Origin of the sequence: Streptomyces sp. NPDC059247 (assembly GCF_042754005.1) — a bacterium.
Classification (GTDB): Bacteria; Actinomycetota; Actinomycetes; order Streptomycetales; family Streptomycetaceae; genus Streptomyces.
Map to the genome: position 1 here is coordinate 589,649 of NZ_JBHYZW010000001.1, position 23,939 is coordinate 613,587.

Genomic DNA, 23,939 nt, shown 5'->3' on the forward strand with positions numbered 1-23,939 from the left:
GACGGACGATGAGCGGAACCGGCAACTACCAGGCGGACACCGTCGGGCTGCGGCAGACGATCCTCGCCATCGAGGACACGGCGGAGACGCCGAAGAAGCTGCTCGCGCGGTTCGACGGCGCGGTGGGGAACTACGCACCGTGGAAGGGCGAGGACGACGATCTCCACGACCAGCTGAAGCTCCAGGAGGACCAGCAGAACGAGACCGTGAGAGGCGTGCTCGGAGGCGTCGGGGGAGTCCTGACCGGACTGCGGGCGGCGGTCCTGGAGAGCCTGACCAGCATCCAGAACGTCCAGCGGGACGTCCAGGAGCGGATCCACGACGGCCGGTCGAACGGCGACGGCGGCGACACCGGCGGCCACGGGAAGCGCTGAATGTTCGACATCGAGTATCCGGAGCCGGTGAGCGACATGCTCTTCGTGCTGCTCGGCGCCAAGCCGGTGCAGGCGAAGGCGGGCATGGCGGCGGAGAGCCGTTCCACCTTCACCGACCTGGCCGCCGGGCTCCGGGAACTCCGTCAGTCCGTCCTGGAATCCCTCCAGATGGGCAAGCAGTACCTCCCGCCGAACGTGGCCGAGGCGTACGAGCAGTCCCTGTCCCAACTGGTGCACGTCAACGGCGGTGACGTCCTCCAGCGCTTCATCACCCAGCTCGACCGCTTCGCCGAGGACCGGGGCAGGACGGCCGTCCAGATCCAGCAGGCCCACTTCGAGATCATCCTGGAAGTCGTCTGGCTGATCATCGAACTGGCCCTCCTCGAAGCGCTCGCCGTGTTCACCGGCGGTGCCTCGGTCTCAGAGATGATCCTCGCCCGGATGCGGTCGAGGCTGGCGATCCTGATGGTCGTCGACCGCCTCATGCGGTACACCCAGACCCTGCCCTCGCTGTCCGAGGCGTTCGAGGAGGCCCTCCAGAACCTGGCCGCCCAGCTCCTCACCATGACCGTCAACCCGGCGGAGCTCAGGCCCGGCGGCATCAACTGGAAGGACGTCGGGGTCTCGGCGGCGGTCGGCGGTCTGGCCGGGTTCTTCATCGGCCACTTCGGCGCCCTGGCGTACAAGATCAAGAACATTCTGTCGAACACCTTCAAGAACAACCTCAAGAAGGACGTGTTCGGAAAGTTCGAGATCCGGTTCAACAGCCCCTTCACCCGGCACAACGCGAACAACGCCGCGTACGACCTGCCCGCCGCGTTCTTCACCGAGGGCTTCGGCGAGACCATCGCCACGGCGATCGTCCTCGGCAAGTGGGACTGGACCTCCCTCGTGGGCGCCGGTCTCAGCGGGGTGTCCCAGATCTTCATGGGCCAACCGCTGGAGCAGCTGTACAAGGGCGCCCACCTCAAGCTCTACCCGGACGGGAACCTCTTCACCAGGTACCAGCGGAACTCCGCCCGACTCCTGGACGAACGCCTCGGCCGGGGGTCCGGCGATCCGCACGGAGGCGGCCGGGACCCCGGGCCGACGGACTCCGCGCCGCTCCCGGCGCCCGTCCGGCCGGTCCCCACGGCGGGCCACACCCCCGTGCCGTCACCGCCCGTCCCCGTCGCGCCGCCGCCGGGCGCGGCCCCGGCCCCGGCTCCCGCTCCCGTGTCGCCGACGCCCGTCACCCGGGGCGGCCCCGGACCGACCAGGGGCACGACCACGGACCCGTACGACGGATCGGACACCTCCGGTCGGCCGCCGAGCGTCTTCGACGCCTCGGACACGGAGTCGGTCTCGGACATCGGGTGGACGGGGGACACGGGCTCGGTCTCGGACATCGGGTCGGCCGGAGACATCGGACCGGTCGGGGTCACAGGATCGGTCCTGGACTTCGGGTCGGTCCTGGACTTCGGCTCGGACGGGGAAGGCGCATCCGTACGGGACACGACGGGGTCGCTTCCGGACGCCGGGTCCGTCCCCTCCGGCGTCCCCAAGTCGCTCCCGTCCGCGCTCCCCGACTCCTCTCCCCTGAACGGCACGGCCCAGGGCACCCCGGCCCAGCGCGAGTGGATCGCCCGGCAGATCACCCCCGAGGACCTGCCGGACACCCCGCTGGAGGACCTCGCCGGGCCGTACGGCCCGGACGCCGTCGTCAGCGAGGACGCCCTGCGCGACGCGGGCGTCACGCCGGACCCGCGCCGCCACCCGGCGGGCGGCCCCGTACCGCTGTCCGCCCTGGACCCGGTCGACCAGATACGTCTGTCGATGGCACGGCAGCCGGAGCTCTGGCCCGCCGCGCTCGGCACCGTGGCGGCCCACGCCTCGCTGCGGATGTGGGACGCGGCCCGTACGGACTTCAGGGACGCGGTGGCGCCCGGGGGCGCGGGTCCGGTGACGGCCCCGCAGCAGCCCCCGGCGACCGGCGCCGCCGCTCCGTCCCCGGCGCCCGGAGCCGCGCCCCAGGGTGCGGCGCCCCCGCCCACCGGGGGGCGGCCGACCCCCGCCGACGCGGACCGGGCCTGGGAGAAGGCCGTCGCCCTGGTCGTACCGCCGTCCCCGGGGTCCGCCCTCGCGGACTTCCGGTACGCCGACGCCTCCCGGCGGGACGCCGTCCGGCAGGTCGCCGAACACCTGCTGGCACACGGTCCTGACGCGCCCTCGGGCGTCACGCTCGCCGACGCGCTCCGGGCTTCCCTGGAGCCGGGGCCCGTCAACCCGACCCCGGTCCGGGTCGCCTCGGCCGTCGGAACGCCGATCGCCCCGGTGCCGACCGCGACGACGTCGGGCGAGCTTCCGGACTCGACGGTCACGGCCCCCGGCCTGCCGGTCACGGCCTCCGGCCTCCCGGGTCCGGCCACGATCACCGCCGCCGCGCCCCCGGCCACCGACGTCACCGTCCCCGGCCCTCCGGTCCCGTCCGTCACCACCTCCGCCTCCATCTCCGCCTCCGCCTTCGGCGGCCTCCCGGCGGGCCCGTCCGGCACCGGGGCAGCCGCCCCGGCCACCGGGAACCCTCCCGAGGTCCGGGCAGCGGCCGGGCCCGGGTCCGGCTCCCCGGCGGTCGCGGAGCCGACGGCCCGGCTGCCGTACCTGACCCCCCGCGAGCGGGCCTGGGAGCTGTCGCTCCTGTCGTCCGGGGACCGCGAGGCCCTGGCGTCCGACACCGGCCTGGTGGCCGCGCTCCGGCGGGAGCTCGACCCGGAGGAATTCTCCGAGACGGTGGCCCAGTTGATGCTGGAGGTCCCGCGCGGAGTGGACCAGCCCCTGTCGGCGCGGCGCGAGGTCGTGCCGCTCGTCGCACGGATGCTGCGCGACCCCGACACGGCGGTGAGGCTCCTGCGGGCGGGCGCGCGCGTGGCCGTCGTCCCGAAGGGCGAGGCGATCACCACCCTGGCCGGGTTCGACGACCTGGCGGGAACCCGGACGCGCGACGGCCGCCGGTGGGAGGAGGTGCGCGGCTCCGGGAGGCTCACGGCGGGAGTGACCGAGGAGAACCTGCTCGGCGAGGTGACGTCCGTACGCAGCGACCGCCGCGCCTACGCGCAGGGCTACTCCACGACGACCCACGAGTTCGCCCACACCCTGCACGAGTACGGGCTGAGCGCCGAGGAGAAGCGGCTCGTCCTCGCCGCGTACCGGGCCAAGGCGGACCAGGGGAGGAAGGCGGCCTGGCCGGACGGCCCGCTGTACGACCCCTCGGGCAGGCGCGAGCTGCCCAACTACTCCTCCCTCGACGAGTACGAGTACTTCGCCCAGCTCACCAACGTCTACCTCGGCACCAACGGCGGCCGGGACTGGTACACCCGGCAGCGCCGCAACAACGGCTCCGCCTGGGTGAGACAGCACGAGAAGACGCTGCTGCCCCTCCTGGAGCGGCTCTACAGGCCCGAGCCGGACAAGAAGGCCCGGCCGGTGAACCAGCTCGCCGGGCCGCGCAAGGAGAACTGGGTCTTCGACGGGGTCCGGGCCTTCTGGGACCGGGCCGAGGGCGTCCACCGGACCCGCGCCCACGACCCGGTCCCGGTGCCCGAGGACGACCCGGCACCCGCCGCCGCCCCGGCGCGGGTCCCGCCGCACCCGGCCCCGGCGTCCCGCCCGACGCCCCCGGACGCCCTCGCCCTGCCCCCTCCACCGGCCGGTCCGGGCCACCACCGGGAGTACCTGGAGGGCATCCTCCACGACGTCTTCGGGCCGGGCGCGGCCTCGGACCCGAGCTTCCCCCAGATGGTCAACTCGCTGGCACTGGTGGACGCGGCACGCGCCACGGACGCGCGGTTCGGGACCGGCGCCCTGGACCTGGTGGGGATCACCCGGCGGGTGCTCCACCTGCCCGACGACGTCCCGGCCGACGGCCGGACGGTGTTCCAGTTCCTGTCGCTGGCGGCGAGCGCGGCCCGCCGCTCACGGGCCGGGAGCCTCGCGGCGATCGGCGCCCACGGGCTGGAACGCGGGGGCGCGCTCGGCGCGACGACGGTGCTGACCGGCCCCGACGGTGCGGGCACCGGACGGAACTGGCTGGAACGTCCCGTCGAAGGGCTGCGCGTCGACACCACCGCCAGACGGACGGCGGACGGCGGCTGGGACGTCGCTCCCGCCCCGTGGAGCGGCGGCCCGGTCCATGTGGTCCTCGCGGAGGCGGACCCGGACGGTCTGTTCGTCGTACGGGACGGCCGGGGGAACGCGGTCCTGGTCGACGGCGAGGAGTTCGCGGAGCTGCTGGCGCACGACCCCGACCGGCCGCCCGGTGCCCCGGTGCTCCTGGAAGTGCGGGGCGCCACCGGCGTGGGCACGACGGCGTTCGAACGCCTGGTCGCGGACCGGCTGGGGGTACGGGTCTGGTCCACCGGCGGGGACGTACGGCTCCAGCCCGTCGACGCGGACGGCGGGCAGCGGATGCTCGTCCTGGCGAACGACGCACCCGGTCAGGTACCGGTCGGCGCCTGGCTCCCGAACGATCCGGGCCGCCCCGACCAGGGCCCTCCGGGCCGGGTGAGGGCCGTGGACGGGCGGGAGTTCACGGACGACGACATCCAGTCGTACATGATCCCCGCGGTCGACGGGCAGTCGCTGTCCGTCCGGGTCTTCCTTCAGCCAGGACACGCGGCGCTCCTGGAGGACGGTCTCCTGGAGCTGTCGGAGGCCGCGCACTACACGGACCGCGACGACGGGGTCGAAGGGGTGCGGCCCGCACGGGAGAGCGGGCCGCTGCCGCTGCCCCGGTCCCTCTCCGGCGCCTACGTCGCGGTCGGGCACGGCAGCCACGGGCGGGCCGTCCTGCCGGTACGGAGCCTGGGGACGAACGAGGTCGTGTCCCCGGACGAGATCGGCCGCCTCCTCTCCCGGGACCCCTATCTGCGGTCGCTGCCCCCGGACGTCCCGGTGTGGGTGGTGTGGTGCGAGATCGCGATGCCCCAGCCGGGCCGGGACCGGCTGGAGCGGGCCGTCGCGGGGCAGGTGCTCGCGAACCGCACCGGCCGGACCGTGTTCGCGCTGGACGCGGAGGTCTCGGTGCACCCGGCGGACGAGGGAATGCCGCCGCGCCTGGTGAAGTTCGACGACCCGGACCACCCGGTGCGCCGGGTCGTCGAGTTCCGCCCCGACCCGGCGTGGGAGCGGCTGAACTCCTGGGCCGACGCGGCGGGTCTGCCGGGGGACGCGGACGACCGGTCCGAGCGGGTCCAGCGGTGGGTGTGGGCGCTGCGCGAGACCCACGGCCCCGGCATCGACACCGACCCGGCCCGGGCGGCGGAGTTCCAGGAGCTCATCGAGGGCTTCGGCGCCTGGGAACGGGCCCGGGGCTCCGCCCTGACCTGGAGCGACCTCGAACGGACCCTCGCGGCGTACGCCCGGCCGCGCGGCCTCGCCCCGGCCGTCACCGAGGCCACGCTGACGCGGATGCTCCGCTCGTGGCGGGGGAGCCGGAGCAGTACGGGCAGGGGCACGGCGCACGCCGCTCCCGCCCAGGGGCCGGGCGGCACGGACCGCCCCGGACCCCGGACGACCGGCCTCCACTTCAGGCCGGGGACCGGCGACCTGACCGAGGCCGCCAGGGCGGACCTCGGCGCGCTGGCGTCCCGGACGGCACTGGCCGCGCTGGACGCCCGGCACACGGGGCGGCCCCTGCCGGAGGTCGTGTTCACCGGATACGGGGACGGGCCCGCGGTACGGGCCCGGCGGACCGGCCACGTCCGCGCCGAGGCGGCGCGCGACTGGTTCCTGGCACGCCTGGAAGAGGAACTGGCCACCCTGCAGAGGGACATGGACCCGCAGGACCGGATCGCCGCCGCCGACATCTCGTCGGCCGTCCGGGGCCGGGTCGGCAACGACCGGTCGGCCACCGAGCCGGGCGCGACGGCCACCTTCCGGGCCCCCTCGGCACCGGCCGTACGCCCGCTGCCGGAGACCCGCGCGGGCGAACCCGGCCCCGGAAACACCGTCACCGCCGCTGCCGTCCGGGTCCCGACGATGCCGGAGGTCCCCGCGCCCGGGGTCGCTCCAGGTTCGACCTCTGCCGACTCTGCGAGCACCACGGCCGCCGTCCGGGTCCCGGCGATGCCGGAGGTCCCCGCGCCCGGGGTCGCTCCAGGTTCGACCTCTGCCGACGCCGCGAGCACCACGGCTACCATCCGGGTCCCGGCGATGCCGGAGGCCCCCGCGCCCGGGGTCGCTCCAGGCTCGACCTCCGCCGACGCTACGCGCACTACGGCCGCCGCTCCGACGCCCCCGACCCGGGGCACGAGCGCCCCGGCCACTTCGGCTCCGCCGGAGGCCAGGGGCACCGAGGCTGCCGGGCAGAGCGTGGTCGGCTCCGGCGTCGCTCCGGGTGCGGGCGTTGTCGTTTCGAGTCCGGCCTCGACGCCTCCCTCGCGGCGCGTGAGTGATCCGGCTCCGCCGGAGGCCGAGAGCGCCGCCACGGAGGTCGCACGGGGCGTGGTCGGCTCCAGCCCCGCTCCTGGGGACATTCCCGCCGGGCCCCTGGTGAGCGACGCCGACGCTTCCGTCGTACGGGTCGCCACCGTGCCCGCCGTGGCCGACGTACCCGCGCGGGGGCCCGCTCCCACCGGGCCCCCGGTGACCGACGCCCCCGCCGCACGGACCGCCGCCGTGCCCACGGAGGCCGACGCACCCGCGCGGCTCACCTCCACCGCGCCCCCGGTGAGCGACGCCGAACTTCCCGCCGTACGGGACACCACCGCGCCCCCGGCCCCCGGTGGGCGCCCGCCGCTCCCCGGCGTACCTCCGACCGGCCCGGAGACCGCGCCCGTCACCGGCCCGCCGCCGCCCGAGCCGCCCTCCCCGTCCGGCGACACCCCGGTACCCGGCCGGACGCCCCGGCCGCGCCCCGCCGGAGTACGGATCGACGAGGAACTCGACGTACGGCGTCCCGCCCGCGTGGACGCCGGGATGCCGCCACCGCCACGGGCGCACCGGCCCAGCGTGTTCACCGACGACAGCCGGCTGCCCGGCTACGTCGACGGCTTCCTCGCGTTCCCCGGCGACACGTCAGGCGACCCCCTGCCGATGGCCTTCGGACAGAGCGACGTACGGCTGCGCGGCATCGAGCGGATCATGGAGCACCTCGGCACCGAACTGACCGCCCACGGCCCCGGGACCGCCCCGGCGGAGGCGCCCGCCCGGCGTCGGCGCGCACACCGAGCCCCGGCCGAATCCGTCCTCCTCCGCATCGGGCGGGCCATGCGGGAACACCCCCGGACCTTCGCCGGGGACGGCCGCGAGTTCGTCTACCGCACCGCGTCGGGGCGACCGCGCAAGATACGCGTCACGGTCCGCAACCACGGCCAGTGGACCAGATTCACCGACGGCGCCGCACCGACCAAGGTCGACAACAACTACCGCTCCCAGGCCACCGTCGGCGCGTCCAAGACGGTCGGCCAGACCCGCCTGTTCGCCCCCACCGCGCCCCTGGGCCCGCAGCCGGGGCCCGTCTCCCTCTGGGGCCGGGCGGGCCTGCGCCTCGGCCGGGTCCGCGAGGTCGCCTACTCCACCCAGGACCGCGTCCTCAACGTGGGGGAGACCCGGGGGCACGACACTTCCCACCCGCACCTGGACGACGCCCACGTCGAGATCCGCGTCGTCGACGTCGAGCCGCCGCGCCCCGCCGTGTCCGGGACCCTCGGCACCCGGTGGCGCGCCCGGCCCGCCCGGGAGGGCCTCCCGGAGGTGGAGTTCGCCTTCGGCGTGCGCCACGGGCTGCTGGCCCGGCTGCCGGAGGCCGTGACCCGGCAGGCCACCCCCGGCCGCACCCCCCGGACCCTGGACCTCGGCCCCCGCTCCGACTACCGGCTCGTCGTCACCGAGGACTTCGGCCCCGTCGCTCCCGTCCGGGACTGGGCGGTCGCCCGGATCGGAGCCGTACCCGGCTCCTCCGCCCACCGCGAACTGGACCGCTTCTTCTCCTCACGGAACTTCCACCAGATCTCCGGGCGGCTCGCCAAGTCCTCCGTGCCCGGCAGGCCGTTGTTCGCGGACGACCGGAAGAACACCCCGCTCGGTGCCTTCGTCGTCGAACGGATCGTCCCGGGCCGGGCCGTACTGGCCTCGGAGACCGACAAGGCGGAACTGCGGGAGTCCGCCTTCCTGACGCTCCAGAACACCCGCAAGCAGACCAAGGCGCTCTCCAAGGACTTCACCCTCTTCGTCGGCCCCACCTTCACCCTGCCGTCCTTCGGATTCATCTCCGGCTGGATGGCGCAGGTCAGACCCCGGCTCCAGTTCGGCCTCAGCGGGCGCGTCGGACACGTCCGGGGCCGCTCGGCGATGACCGGCGGCTCGGGGGCGGTCCGTTCCGTCGGCAGGGCCAAGAACGTCACCACCGACCTGTACCGGGTCGAGAAGACCGTCTGGGTCCGCAAGACCGGCGACGCCCGGCCGACGCCCTTCACCACCTGGAGCCTGGACCGGATGACGCGCACCGAGGCGCGCCGCCTGGCCGGGATGGCGGACGACATCGTCCCCGGGAGCACCGAACCGTTCGCCCCGGCCTACCTCCTCGCCGACCACCCGCCGACCCTCGGCATGTCCCGGCCCGTGCAGTTCCTCCACGCCGACGGCCGCTACACCCACAGGTTCGCCGAGGGCACCGACCGCGAGGACCTGCCCGCGCCGGACCGGACCACCGCGTCCGCCGAGGACAGCCCGAAGGTCACCTTCGCCGAACGCAACCGGCTCGACTCCTTCACCCGCCAGGTCCTGACGGCCGTCGCCACCCGCTACCCCACCATGGTCGCCCGCCTGGACGAGCTGGGCGACCCCGACGACAAGCGCTGGCGCAACCACGGCCACTACCAGATGGTCCTGCACAACACCCTGACCGTCGTCCACGCCCTCTCGCACCACAGCATGGCCGGGAACCTGGAGGCGATGAGCCGCACCGGCCTGCGCATCGGTCTGATCGACCCCGGCCGCTTCACCCGGGGCCACTACTACATCTGGCTCGACGCCGAACTCACCGGCCGCGCCCATGTGTCGCCCACCGACACCATCCTGCGCCACAGCGCCCCCGGCGCCACCCACCTCGACGAGACCCGGCACGCCGTCCAGGGCGCCGAAGCGGGGATCGTCGGCGTCGCCGCGCTGCGGGACACCGCCACCGACGACATCGGCTTCGCCGCCCACGCCCTCACCGGCCAGGCCGGATACACCGCCGGATGGCAGACCCGCGACGAATCCGGCTACGGCTCCGTCGCCACCTTCGACCCGATGGCGATCAGTACCCGGCCCGGCCACCTCTACACGTACGACCTGTCCCTCACCGTGAGCACCGGCGGCTACTGGCGTCCGCGCAGCCTCCTGCGCGGTCTCGTCAGCTTCGGCTTCCTCGGCACCCACTTCTTCGTCCGGGGCCCCAAGGGCCGTGGCGACATCATCGGCGGCGACGCCGACGTCCCGGCCGTCCGGGGCCGGGTGCTGCTCAGCGTCCCCGCCGACCACTGCCCGGACACCGACCCGCACGCCCCCGGCGCCGACAACCCCTATCTGGACCCGGACCCCGTCCGCCGCACCCCGATGAGCCGTCACGACGCCCGGCGGCTGCTCGACGCGTCCCCCGAGGACGGCCGCGACCCCGGACCGCTCGACGGACTGCCCCACCAGACGCTGTCCGTACTCGCCCCGAAACAGCCCCGCGACGAACGGGGCATCGTGGACCGGGCCCTGGAGCGCGCCTCCCACGGAAGGTGGCAGCTGACCCGCGAGGGCGCCCCCGCGCACGACGCCGCCGTCCGCCCGGAACAGCCGCAGTTCCTCACCGCCAACGCCGACCAGAACGCCTCCGCCACCGGGTCGCGCACCACCGGACTCTTCGGCAAGGGGCCCTACCTCGACTGGCTGGCCACCGTCGTCCACCGGATGCGGGTCACCGACCTGAGGGCCCTGACCCGGCCCCAGCCGATGGAGACCGAACTCACCATCGGCGGCTCCACCAAGGCCTCCGGCGGCCAGAGCAGGACCTTCGTCCAGCACGCCGGACTCACCGTCGTCTACGGCCACTCCCACCCGGTCGGCCCCGGAGTCACCGGCGGCTACGGGGCGACCTGGCAGCCGTGGTGGCGCAGCCGGGGCACCGGCGGCACCGTCGTCCGTACCGTCACCTCCGACATCAACCGGGTCGACCAGGGCCACCAGGTGCTGGCCGTGGGCGACGCCGAGCACGAGGTGGCCGCCGAGACCCGCTCCTCCGGCCTGCTCTCCCCGCTCGGCAAGGTGGTCCGCAGGCTGCACGACTGGGCCGGCGAACGCCAGGTCGTCCGGGGCGGCTGGCTGGGACACCTCCCCGAGCGCATCGCCCACCAGCTCCGCCTGATCGAGGGCGACGGCCTGGGCGGCGGCCCCCTCTACGACCGCCGCCCCTGGCGCCAGCCCCGCTGGTTCCGTACGGCCCCGTTCGCCACGTACCCGGTGAACTCCCTCGACACCGGCCCGGTCGTGGAGGACTTCGAGCGGCACCTCGACGCGCTCGGCCTCGACGAGGACAGCCGGGAGGCGATCCGCCGCCTGACCTCGGCCCGCGTCACCCGCGCGCTGCGCCGCGAGATGTCCGGCACGGGATCGTCGGTGACGGCCCGGATCAGCTCCTTCGCCTGGAAACGCGTCCGGATCGGCGGCCGGGACATCCGCGTGCGCGTCCAGCTCGAACCCGTGGGCGAGCCGGAGTTCGTACGGCTCTGGCCGCGCACCGAACTGGAGGACCACCGCTGGGCGACCGAGACCTTCAGCGACGCCTTCCTCACCGGCCGGGGCAGCGACGCCGGAACGACGATCACCGAGGGCGTCCACACCGGCGCCGCAGAGGTGCCCATGGCGGGCCCGTCCCTGGCCGAGACCGGCTCCAACCGGCAGACCATCTCCGCCACCGACACCTGGTCCCGGGGCCGCGTCTGGACCACGTACACCAGCGAGCCGCACGCCGAGTACACCACCCGCTACCGGCTCCGCGTCACCATGGAACTGGGCCGCACACGCGGCGAGGAGGGCTGGGGCCGGGGGGCCCGCCGGATCGAGGAGAGCGGCGACGTCGGAAGCCAGCGCGAGATCGTCCCGCTCAGCCTGACGCACCCGGACACCGCGCCGGACCCCCTCGCCCCCGTGGCCCCGCCCGAGCCGGACACCCCGCCGCTCGCCGTCGACGTCCTCACCGGGACCGACAGCCCGCTGCACCCCGGCGGCGGCCTCACGGGCGGTCTCGACGCCTGGCGCTCCGTCACCCTGCCCGACGGGACCCACGGCCCCTTCACCCCGCCCGACAGCGGCTTCCACGTCCGCAACGTCATCGGCGCGGAGAACGTCCTGGCGGCGAGCACCCTCGCGCTCGGCAGGGCCTACGACAACCGGCTGGCCGGAGTCTCGGGCCCGCTGACCGGCGAGGCCCTGCACCGGGCCCTGCGCACCGCCCGGATCACCCCGCTGACCGCCGAGGGCACCGGCTCCGCCCAGGTCCTCGAAGACGCCCACGGACCGGGGGCGCTCACCGTCTTCTTCGAACAGGCCGTGAGCGGTACGGGGTACGAGACCAGCGGCCTCGTCGAGAACGCCCTCTCGGACCACTCCGAGGGCGCCCTCCGCCTCTTCGCCCGGCCCGACCTGACGGGCGCGGTGCTCCTCGCGGTGGCCGACGGCGCCCGGATGGAGTCCTCCACCAGGATCACCCAGAGCGACAACGCGACCGCCGTCCAGGGAGGCGACCACAACACCGCGATCGGCGCCGCCCCCGCCCTCAAGTCCGACAGCGTCGGCGCGGCGAACCCGGGGGCCACCGGCACCGGAGCCGACACCGCCGACAGCGACGGGCGCGTGATCGCCGACGACGTGGCCCGCCAGGTCTACGTCAAGCCCAGCACCGGCCGGGTCTTCGCGTTCGCCGTCCCCACGGACTGGCTGAGCGTCGCCGAGGTCCACCGGCAGTTCAAGGACCTCCCGTCGAGCCGCTGGGTCCGCGAACACGTCCTCGGCCCCTTCGGCGGCACCGATCCCGGCCCGCAGGCCGTCCGGACGCGCACCTTCGTACTGGCCTGGGTCCGTGAGGACGTGGCCCGTGGACTCGGCCTCGTCACCGCCGCGTCCTTCCCCCCGAAGGTCGCCGAAGCCTGGGACGCGGTCAAGGACGCGGCGAACACCTGGGCCGACGAGGACGCCGCCTACTGGGAGCTCCGCCGCGACCTGCCCGACCGGCACGCGACGGCCGAGGCCGCCCGGGTGGCCTCGGCCGTCGCCGACCGGGCCCTTCAGGGCGCGGAGAGGACGGCGGGGGCCGAACGGGCTTCCGCCCGCGCGGAGTTCGACACGGCGTCCGCCGCCGCCCGCGCCGTACCCGGTCCCACCGACCTCCGGGAACCCGTGGGCGGCCCGCTCGGGTCCGCCGTCGACCTCGCCGCCCGGACGCGCCGGGACCTGCGGGACGCCCCGGCCGAACCCCTGGCGCAGGACGCCCCGGCGCCGCACCGGGACGCCCACGAGGCACGGGTCGAGTCCGCCCGGCGCGCGGTGGCCGAGGCGGACACCCGGGTCGACGCCGTCCGCCGCCGGGAGCGGGACCGGGCGGAGACGGCGGCACGGAGCGCCTTCGACCGCCGGACGGCGGCGGCACTGGAGGCCGTGGCGGTCGCGCGCGAGGCGGCGGAGGCCGCCGCCCAGACACACCGGAAGGCACGAACCGCCCTGGAAGAACTCCTGGAGAAGGTGGCGGCCCAGCGGCGGAAGGCCGAGGCCGCGGCGGACGCCCTCCACGACCTCCGGGCCCGCACCGACCGGCTGACCCACTGGTACCGGCTGCCCGAGGACCCGCCGAACGGCGCCGAGGCCACCGCCCCGACCCGGGGCGGACTGTTCGAGCCCACCCTGACCGACCCGAAACCGGCACCGCCGCGCGCGCTGGCCGTGATCAGGGAGGAGGACGAAGGAGACGCTCCCGGCGCCGACATCGCCGAGACCGACCTCCCGGGGACGGATGCCGTCCAGTCGGACACCATCGAGTCGGGCACCGCCAAGTCAGGCATGGCCGAGTCAGGCATGGCCGAGTCAGGCATGGCCGAGTCGGACACCGTCCAGTCGGACACGGTCAGGTCGGACACGGTCAGGTCGGACACGTCGTCGCCCCGGGGTGGTGACGGGGACACCGCATCGCTGGAGCCCCCCGCGAGCCCCGCCGATTTGCCGCGCCACACCCTCGTCACCGCCCTCGACGACGGCGCGCCCGCGCTGCGGTCCCCGGAGGGAACCACCCACCGGCTGGGCTCCGTCACCGCCGGGAACTCCTTCTTCCGGGCACTCCAGGAGGCGCTGCCCGCCGCCCGCACCGCCGCCGACGGCACGGACCTGGAACCCGCCGTTCTGCGAGGCGAGTTCGCCGACATGGTGGCGGAACTCCCTCTCGATTCGCCTTTGCTGGAGTACTTCTCTCCCGACGAGACGGACACCTTCGCCTCCGCCGAGCTGGCCTCCGCCGCCCTCGACCTGGGTGTCGACACCCCGCAGCGCCGGGAGTTCGACGCCCTCGGAGTCGTCCCGCACTCGACGGGTGCCCCGATGCCCGACCGCCGCCACCGGTCCCTGAGCCCCGCCCAGCGCCGGGGGCTCGCCGCCGCCCAGTTGAGGCGCCCGGCCGACGCGGCGGACGGCACCGGCTGGGACCACGCCGCCGCCGACGTACTGCCCGCGCTCGCGGCCCGGCGGTACGGGATCGGCGTACGGATCGTCCAAGAGGACGGCATACACCAGGACTTCGCGCCCGATCCGGGCACCCCCCTGTCCGACACCGCCGCGCGCGTCGTCCTCCGTCTGGCCGAGCGGCGCTTCCGGGCCGTCGGGGCGGAGGCCGTGGCCGAGGGCCCCCCGCCTCCGCCGAAGCCCCCGGTCCCCGTGGACGACTCCCTCCTGACGGCACACCTCACCCGCCCCTGGACCTGGGACGGTCTGGACGACACGGACGGGCCCCGGTTCGACGCCGCGTCCGATCCGCGCACGCTCACCGACCCCGACGGCTTCGTCCTCGACCTGAGGGAGCCCGGGACCAGCGGCGGCAACGGATTCCACGCCGCCGTCGCCCTCGCACTGAGCGTGGACACGGGCAGGGGCACGGATACGAGCCCGGGCGCGAGGACGGACCGGGGCACGGGCACGGACCGGGATAGGGACACGAGCCCGGCAGGAGGGACCGGATCCGGCGTGGCCGCCGAACTGGCCCGAGTACTGGACACCGCACGGCTTCCGGCGGGGGCCCGGCTCGACCCACGGGCCGTCTTCACCGAGGAGGAGCTGTACGCCGCCGGGCTGCCGCGCCCCCTGGCGGACGGGCCGCGCCGGGACTTGGAGCGCGGGGGCGGCCGACTGCCCGCGTCCCTCCCTCCGCTGGCCGCGCCCGTGCGCGAAGGGCTGATCCGCGCCCATCTGCGGGCCGGGCGCCGCTGGAACAAGGAGACGGCGCTGCTCGCCGCCGCCCTGGTCGCGGAGGGCATGGGCCTGCACCTGACGTTGGTGCACGAGAACGGCACCCTGGACACCTTCGGCACCGCGTCCGCCGACGGCAGCCGGGACATCGCCCTGTACGAGCGTGGCGGCGACTTCCTCGCGGCGGTGCCCCGCGCCCCCCGCAACCCGCGCGGCCCCTGGACCGCCCACACCACGCCCCCGCTGCCGCCCGCGACCGTGGTGGAACCGGCCGGACCGCCCGGCGGCAAGGGAGCGCCCAAGCCCCTGCCACGCCCGGAGGGCCGCCCCGCGCCCGTCAACCGGCTCCTGCCGCCGAAGCGGCACCCCCGGCCCCGGCCCGGCCCGGTGACCCGGCCCCCGTCCGGCCCGGGGGAGGACACGGCCGCGGGGCAGACGCCCCTGCCGGACGTCCTGACGCACCTCGACGCCCTCCGGACGGCCGTACCCGCGCTCGCGGACGGCCCCCTGGACCTCGACCGGCTCGCCCGTCACGTCCTGCTCCTCGCGCCCGACGCGATCGTCACCGAGGCCCACCGCGCCGAACTGCTGGGCGCCGCGCGGGCCCCGGAGACGGCCGTCGTGCCCAGCCTGGCGGCCCTCGCAGGGTTCGTCCTCGACCGGCGCGGCGTGGCGGCCGTGCGGGACGTCGGCCACGACGTGGACGCCTTCGCCGCCCGCGTCCTGCACCTGCCCGCCGCCGACCCGGCCCGGCGCCCGGACCTCGCGCGCCTGGTGGACCTGGCGGCGACCGTCGGGGTGGAACTGGACCGGGCCGCGGCGCTCGGCGCCTTCCACCTGGCGAACGGGGGCCCGCTCGCCCCGGACCGGCTCGTCCGGCGCGGCGACGGCACACCGGTCGGGCGGGACCTCGACCGGCCCCTCGGCGTTCCCGATCCCGATCCCGATCCCGACCCGGGCGAAGTCACACCGGTCGGGCTCGGGCCCGGCGGGGCGTTCGGCTCCGAGGCCGTCGACACGGCGCCCTGGCACCGCCCCGACGGTCCTCCCGCCTGGGGGGTCAGCCTCGTCGGACCGCTGGGCGAGGGGCTGTTGTCCGGCCGGATCCCGGCGGAGGACATCGCGCTCCTGTTGCGCGACGACCCGGAGCGCCCGCCCGGCAGCGACATCGTCCTGCTGCTTCCGGACACCGACCGGGCCACGGCAGCACCGGCCGTCGAGGGAATCCTGGGCGCGGTGGTCCGCGCCACCGGGGTCGCGGCGCACACCGCGTACGGCAGGGCGGGGCTCTTCACCGGCACGGACGGCCGGACCACCGTGGCCCTCGCCCCTGACGCCCACGGCCACCGCCGTACCGCCGCGGACTTCCTCACCGTGCGACCGGACGCCGGCCGTTCCTCCCGCTCGCTCACGGACGGCCCGCGTGCCCGCGTCCGTACGGGGACCGAGCGCCCGGCCCGCCCGACCGGCGCCGACCGGATCGCGAAGAGGCTGCGACGGATGGGGCCGGGTGCGATGCCGGAGGGGGCGGGGCTGTCCGGGGCACCTGAGGTGCCCGGGGCGCCCGAGTCCCCGGACGTGCCGAGCGGGACCCGTACGGCGGTGACCGGTACGGCGGTGACCCGTACGGCGGTGATCGATGTGGCGGTGACCGATGCGGTCCCGAGCGGAACGACGGTGAGCGGGGCTGCTCCGGCCGGGTCGGCGCCCGGGTCGGTACCGGTGGTGACCCCCGCCGGGGCGACGGCGGGGGTGACGACGGGGGCGACGGCGGCGCCCGTCGCGGCCCCGGTCGGGACGGCGGCCGAGGCCGGAAAGCCTCAGGCCGCGAGCACCGCGCCGATGCCCGTGCCTATGCCCGCGCCTATGCCCGCACCGCCCACGGAACCGCCCCTCCGGACGGAGCCCGGCGACCGTGCCGCCCGGCCCGTCGAGCCGACGACGGTGCCAGCGGAGGTGTCGTCCGGGGCGCCGGTCATGACGGCCCCGGCGGGCACCACTCCGGGCTGGGCCCGGGGGCGGGCGCTGCCGGTCGCGCGGGACGGCGACTGCCTCCCGCACGCGTTCGTGGCGAGCGCCCCGAGGCTGGTACGGGACCGCCTGTTCGGTCTCGCCCGGCGGAACCGCTCCGCCGCCGACCGGGCCGCGCACGCCTGGCTCTCCGACACCGACGCGGTCCGTACGGACCTGGCCGCCGGTACGTCAGGACCGGCCGATCTCCATGTCCTGCACGCCCTACGGCAGTTCGTCGCGGAGTACCTGACGTCCAGCGGGGGACGGCTGCCCGTGGAGATCGTCGTCCAGTACCGCGTCTCCGTGCCCGGAGGACCGGCCGCGACCGTCGCCACCCTGGGAGCTGCGGAGCTGGTGACCCGGCTGACCGGCCTCGGAGTGCCCGTGCCGGACCCCGAAGGGTTCGGCGGGCAGGGGCAGTTCATCGGTGAGCTGCGGGACCTGGTCCTCAGGCACACCCCGCTGACCCGGTCGGAACTGGACGTCCTGCGGTCCGCGGTCCTGGACTGGAGCAACCGGTGGAACTCCGACGTCGGCGATGTCTTCCCGCACCTGCTGGCCCACGCCCTCGGCGTCCGGACGGACATCGCCTGGTCCCGCTACCGCCCGGACGGCCGGACGGAACAGCGGGGGCTGCTCCGGGGCATCGGTCCGCAGGGCGCCGCCTGGGAGATCGAACTGTTCCGCGGTGCGATGGTGCCGGGCGCGGAGGCGGGAGGGACGGAGCACTACGACGGCGGTGACGCCCGCCCCCGGTTCGTCCCGGTCCCGCCGTCCCCGGCCGTCGCCGCGCCCCGGGCGGAGTCTCTGGCGGTACGGGCGGAGCCCCAGGTGGTCCAGGCGGAGCCCCAGGTGGGACGGGCGGAGCCCCGGCCCGTCCCGGCGGAACCCCCGGTCGGTCGAGTCGGGGATGCCGCCGTCTCTCCCGCTGCCGTGGCCTCCCGGGCCGCCCGCGCCACGGCTCCTCCCGCCCCGGGCGCGGTCGCCGCCGTGCCGCCCACCGCGCCGGGGGAGTGGGAGCGGGACGCCGACCTCCATCTCGTCACGACGAAGGACGGCGGGGTGACCGGCTCCGTATCGGTCGATCCGGACATCGACCAGGAGGGTGAGGGGAGCCGCCGAACGGCCGGTTCCGGGCCGCGCGCGGGGGCGATCTCCTACGTCTCCTTCTCCCCCGGAACGCGACCCGGTGGGTTCGGTGAGCAGCGGAACGAGACCTGGGAGTCGGCGAGTTCGGCCTTCAGCTCGCGGTACGGCGCTCCGGGCACCCTGAGCCCGGCGCCCGCCGGTCCCGGGCTTCCGGAGTCGGCGTTCCGGCGAGGTCTCGTCCGGCCGCCCCTTCTCACCCCCGCCGGGTCGACGGTCGCCGTGGTGCGCGACCCCGACGAGGACCCGGCGGTCCTGCCTGACCGGGACGCCGAGGCGCTCGCGCGCGCCTGGGAGGCGCACACCCGGGCCGTGGAGCGGGTCGACGGGGCCGTTCGGGCCGAGGAGCCCGGCACGGACGCCGTACCGGACACGGACGCCGTACCGGACACGCACGCTGCCGTGCGGCGGCTTGAGGAGGCCACGGCCCTGTTGTACGCCTCGGGCGTTCCGCTCGCCGAGCTGGCCGCGCGCGTACCCCGTACGGTTGCCGGGTCCCCCGCACCGGCCTTGGACGTCGACCGGCGGTCGTGGCTCGCACGGCTGGTGACGGAGGCCGATCTGCCCTCGGACGTGCCCTGGTTCGCCCCCGACGCGACTGTGGGAACGGCCGAGTTGCGCGACGCGGGCATCGGACTGGACCAGGGGCAGGAGCTGGAGGCCGTGCTGGGCGGCGGCGTCCTCCCGGCGCACCGCCTGACCCCGCTGGCGCGGGTACGGCTGCTGCTGTCCCGGTCCGGCCCCGGGCCGGACGGGATCGAGGCGGTCGCGGTCGCGGTGGCCCGACGACTGTGGGGGTCCGCGTTCGAGGCGTTCGCGGCGGACTTCACACCGGGCGACGGCACGGCACGCCGGGACGACGGGGCACGGCGGCACGGCACGGAACGGCAGGGCGACGGGACGCGGCAGGGCGTCACGGCGCCACGGGGCGACCAGACGCCGCAGGACCGTACGGCCGGACGGGAAGCGACGGCACCGCCGGGCGGTACCGCCGGAACGGACGCGGAGGCTCCGTGGCACGGTACGGCTCCGAGGGACGGCACTCGCCCGGTCGGCCCGATCCTCCCGACCCGCCCGGTCGGTACGGCGGAGGCCGAACGGGCCTGGGACCTCGCCGCCTTCCTCGTACTGCCGACCGGAACGGACACCGCCCGTGGTGACCACCGGTACGCCACCGAGGAGTTCCGTACGGCGGTCCGCGAGGTCGCCGCACTGCTGCTCTCCGACGGCCACGACACCCACGCGGCCCTACGGCGGGCCGACGCCCTGCGACAGGAGCGGGGACTGCACCCCCGGTGGACCGGGGCGGACCCGTCCGCGCCCACCACCCCGACCGCGACGACACCGGCCACGCTCCCTCCGGCCACGCTTCCCCCGGCCGAGCTCCCTCCGGCCACCGAGCGGCGGATCACCCGGCGGCGGGCGGACGGGGATACGGCTCCGCTCCCGCCCGTGGACACGGACATGACTCCCGTGTCCCGGCCGGACGTGGACGGGACCGCTGCCGCACGGACGGACGGCGAGAAGCCCTCCGCCACGCCGACGGACGGGGGTGAGGAGTCCGTCCCGTCGACGGGCGAGCACGAGGCTCCCGCCTCGCTGACGGACGGGGACGAGGCTCCGGCCCCGCTGGCGGGCGAGCATGAGACTCCGGCCCCGCTGACGGACAGGGACGAGACTCCGGCTCCCCTCACGGGCGCGGGCGAGGTTCCCGTCCCGCTGGCGGGACCGGGCGGGGTCTCCGCCGCGCCACTGGAAACGGATAGCTCCGACTCCCTGCCGCCGCCCGCCCCACCGGTCGGTCAGGGCGCGCCCTCCGCCCTCACCACCCGCACGGAAACATCCCGTACCCCACGCGCCGCAGGAGTGTTCACCGTCCCCGTGACGAACCCGAACCCGAACACGAGCACAGGCGCGGGTACGAACACGAGCACAGGCACGGGCACGCACGCGCGTGCAGGGGCGGCGGGTGCGGGCGGGGACGTCGACGCACCCCCGCCCACCGCCCCCGCGACCGACACCCCCGCGACCTTCGCCGACGCCGCTCGCACCGCTCCCGGTGGCCCCGCCGTACCCCCCTCCCCGTACGACCCGGAGACGCACTACGACACGATCACGGCCTCGCTGTTCGGGCAGCGGGAGGTGCCCGGCGCGCGGGACGCGCTGCGGCGCCTCAACGCGCTGCGTACCGGGGTGCCCGCCCTGCGCGGTGGCCCGCTGGACCTGGACGTGCTCGCGCGGTACGTCTTCGGCCTGGGCCGGGAGGCGCCCGTCACCGCCCGCGAGCACATCGAGCTGGTCCGGCTGGCGGCGGACCCGAACACGGCGGGCGTCACCCGCCTCACCCGACTCGCCGCCCTCCTCCTCCAGCGGCGGGGCACACTGGGCCCCGGTGTCCGCTTCACCACCCCGAACGGGGTGAGCGGCATCAACTGGACGGCCCAGCCGCTGACCACGCCCCTCGACCTGGACACCGTTCACGACGGCGTCCGGCAGCCGGACGGCACGTTCGTCCTCGGGGCGCCCGAGCCCGCCCCCTGGAAGGGCGGGGCGACCCCCTACGCGCTGGTGGCCGACGGGGACGACAGCACCGTCGTCGTCCGGGGCGCGGGCGGATTCGAGTGCCGGGCCGTGAAGGAGATCGTGGTCGAACTCCTCAGCCTCGACCAGGTGTTGAACGGCCTCCCCGGTGACGTACCGCTCCTGATGCTGACCTCGTACGCGGCGGTCGGCAGCACCCTGCTGCCGCGCGGCACCGCCGTCGCGCTCGGCCGGGACGTCTGGTCCCCCAGCGGAGGCGTCGCCCTCGGCCCCCTGCCGGGCAGGCCCGGCTGGACGGGCGCCGGTCTCGACGTGTCACCCGGGCTCGGCATCGTCGGCGGCTGGCTGCTCAGCGATCCCGCACTGCCGCCCGCGCCCGCGCCGGGCGCCGAGGACTGGGAGCACCAGGTGATCTCGCTGCCCGTCATCGGCCGCGACCACCGCTCCACCGGGCACATCTCCGTACCGCTGACCGAGACCCCCGCGGTACTGCGCCGCAGGGCCGTGATGGCGGTGACCCTGGCGCGGGCGACCCACCTCGTGCACTACGACCACGCGACCGGGACCTTCAGCGCGCCGGTCGAACTGGCCTGGCGGGAGGACGGGCCGGGTACCGACGTGTACTTCGAGGCCAAGCACGGGCTGCCGGGCCGGTCCGGATGGACCTTGACCGACGGGAAGAGCGTCTCCACCAGCGGAGCGCGCTCCTCCGGAGCCCTGGCGAGGCGCCCGAGCACCCGGGGCAAGAAGCGGCTGGTGAAGATCGTCTGCTTCGGCGGTCAGGCCGAGGGGAGCGCGTTCACCGGCCCCTACGGCCCCGCCCCGTACGTCCCCGACCCACTGGCCGTCGACCACGAGGCCCAGCGGTACGCCGACGACGAGCGCGTCGTGGTGTACGCGGCCCGGCGCCAGCTGCTCGCGGGCACCTTCGGCCCCCGGGGCGAGTACATCGCCGTCGACAACGACGTACGGGGCGGCGAGTACGGCCTGGAGCGGGTCCTGCCCGAGCCGAGGGGCGCCGAACTGGACGAGCGCGCCCGTACGGCCGGACTGCACGACGGCCCCGGCCCCGCCCCGGACGACGTCCGCGAACGGACCCTCCGGCTGGTCCGGCTGGTGCGCCTGCTGTTCGGCGCCGAGACCGAGTGGCGGACGGACGTCCACGCGGACCTGCTGCGGGGCGCCGGGGCGCTGGAACTGATGGCGCGCGCCGACCCCGCGCTCGAACGGCTCCCGCTGTTCACCCTGGACCTCTTCGACCGTGTCGCGGCGGCCGACCACGAGCGCCACACACCGGGCACCCCGCTCGACCGGGAGGCCAGGGCGAGGGTGCTGGCCCGGGCCGCCGACCGGCTCGCGCGGGACCCGGACACCCCGCTCTCCGCCCACGTCCCCGTCCCGATCGTCACCGACGCCGTACGCAGACTCATGGGCCGCCCCGAGACGGACGCCCTCGCCGCCCAGGTCCTGCGGCTGCCGACGACCGCCCCGGTGGGCCCCGCCGAACGGTCCCGGCTGCTGTGGGCCGACATCAGGACGGGGGAGACCGTCCGCACCCTCCGGGCCAGGGGCGGGGACGACGAGGTGGACCGGGTCGCGGCCCAGGTCCTCCACGTGAACGCCCCCGACCCCCAATACCGCAACGCCTTCCTCCAGTTCGTCCGCATGACGACCGCCGCCGGACGCGACCCCCTCCAGCCGAGGGAGCTCGGCGAGGCGTTCCTCGAGGCGAGCGGGGCGTTCGCCGACACCACGCTGATCCGCCGCCCGGACGGCGCGGTCATCGGCCGGGACCACACCGGACGTCCGGCCGGGACCGTCGACTTCGACCCGACGCGGCTGACCCTGCTGCGGCGGGCACCCGACGGGACGCTCGTGGCGGACTCCACCGTGCCCGCGCCCTGGCACGCCGGGGGCACCACAGGCTCCGCCTCCGCACAGCCCTGGCTGTACCGGGCGGCCCGCCGTGACCCCGGCAGCGTCGACATGCGCGGGCTCGCGGCGCCGCACGACGAGATCGCCGAGCTGCTCCACCGGGACGCGGGGACGGGCAACCTGCCGCTGGCCGACCCCGGCGTCCTCCTGGTCCCCGGCTCCCGGCCCCGCCCCGGAACCCCGGCCGTGGACAGCCTGCCGGGCCGTGGCGCCCTGCTGACGGGCCGTCCGATGTGGGCCGCGTACGGCACGCCGACGCTCCACACCGACCCGGGGACGGGGCGCGTCACCGTCGCCCTGGAACCGGACGCCGACGGAAACCCGCTGAGCGCCGCCGATTTCGGGCTCGTCCGGGTGGAGGACGTCCGCCCGGCGCCCGCCGGATACGCGCCGCTGTCCGCCGCCATGACCGTGCCCGGAACGGGCGTCCCGGTCGCCCCGGCCGGAAGCGCCCCCGTTCCGCTCCCCGCCGCGCCCACGTTCGTCGGGACCGAGCAGGCTGCTCCGGCGGGCGGGGAGACGGTCCACGACAACGGCGCGGGCGGGGCGGCGGCCCATGAGGAAAGGGAGGGCCGGGATGCGGCTGGTGACGCCCGGGGCGTCCGGCCTCCGACACACGACGACCAGGCTGATCGCCGTACGGCTCACGACGGTGGAGCGGACCAGGAGCCCGGTCGCGGTGACCACCGCCCCTATGAACGCACCGGCCCGGCGACCGCCCGGCTGCGGGGAACTCCCTTCGCGCTGAACGCCGTCGAAACGTCCCCCGACGGCCTCGCCGGGGCCCTGGCTCACGCCCTGCGCGCCTCCGGGGCTCGATTGCCGCTTGCCGCCGATGAGTTGCGTGGATGGGCCCTCCGGCGGGCGACCCCGGAGGACCTGCCGGACGCCGCCGAGGCGTGGCGCCCGGACGACGGCCGTGAGATCGACGTGGCCACGCTGCGTACGGCCGGTGTCACCCTGGAGGGCGGCCAGGAGGCGGAGGCCGTGATGCGCGGCGGCACCCTGCCGCACCGTGCCCTCGCCCCGCTCCAGCGGTTCACCCTGCTGGCCGCCTCCGTGCGACACGCATCCGTTCCGGAACCCGCCGCACAGGCGGTGGATGCGGTTGTTCTCGCCACCCTGGCAAGGGAGTTCGGTGTTTCCGTCACTCTCATCGGGGCGGACGGAACGATGACCGAGTACGGCGTCGAGGCCGGACCCCCCGTCCTGCTGGTGCGGGACGGCGACCGGTACCTGGCAGGGGCCGTGGTGCCCGACGGACGGCCGACCGGCACGGCACCGCCCGAGGACAGCGAGGCGGAAGCGCGTCTCGTCGGGCGGGAGGAACTAGTGGAGTTCCTCCTGAGAACGCAGACACCGGAGGGGCTGGCGGAACACATGGGCACGATCGCGGTCGCGGACAGGGCGGCGGAGGCCAGAAGGATCGCCGAGCTGCGCGCAACGACGTTCCAGGAAGGGAACCTTCGGTGAGTGCGG

At 75.8% G+C, this 23,939-nt stretch carries 2 protein-coding genes; both read left to right on the top strand.

What is annotated here, in order from left to right; genetic code table 11:
- Positions 1 to 8: 8 nt before the first annotated feature.
- Positions 9 to 374 carry a hypothetical protein gene (locus ACFXGN_RS02515; RefSeq protein WP_384852327.1) on the top strand — a complete coding sequence of 122 codons (366 nt, stop codon included), beginning with the start codon at positions 9 to 11 and terminating at the stop codon, positions 372 to 374.
- On the top strand, positions 375 to 23,933 hold the full coding sequence (locus ACFXGN_RS02520) for a lonely Cys domain-containing protein (protein WP_384852330.1): 23,559 nt from the start codon (positions 375 to 377) through the stop codon (positions 23,931 to 23,933). It begins immediately after the preceding gene.
- Positions 23,934 to 23,939 lie beyond the last annotated feature (6 nt).

Coding starts and splice junctions, on each gene's coding strand:
- ACFXGN_RS02515 (WP_384852327.1), top strand. CDS start 9: ATGAGCGGAACCGGCAACTACCAGGCGGACACCGTCGGGCTGCGGCAG.
- ACFXGN_RS02520 (WP_384852330.1), top strand. CDS start 375: ATGTTCGACATCGAGTATCCGGAGCCGGTGAGCGACATGCTCTTCGTG.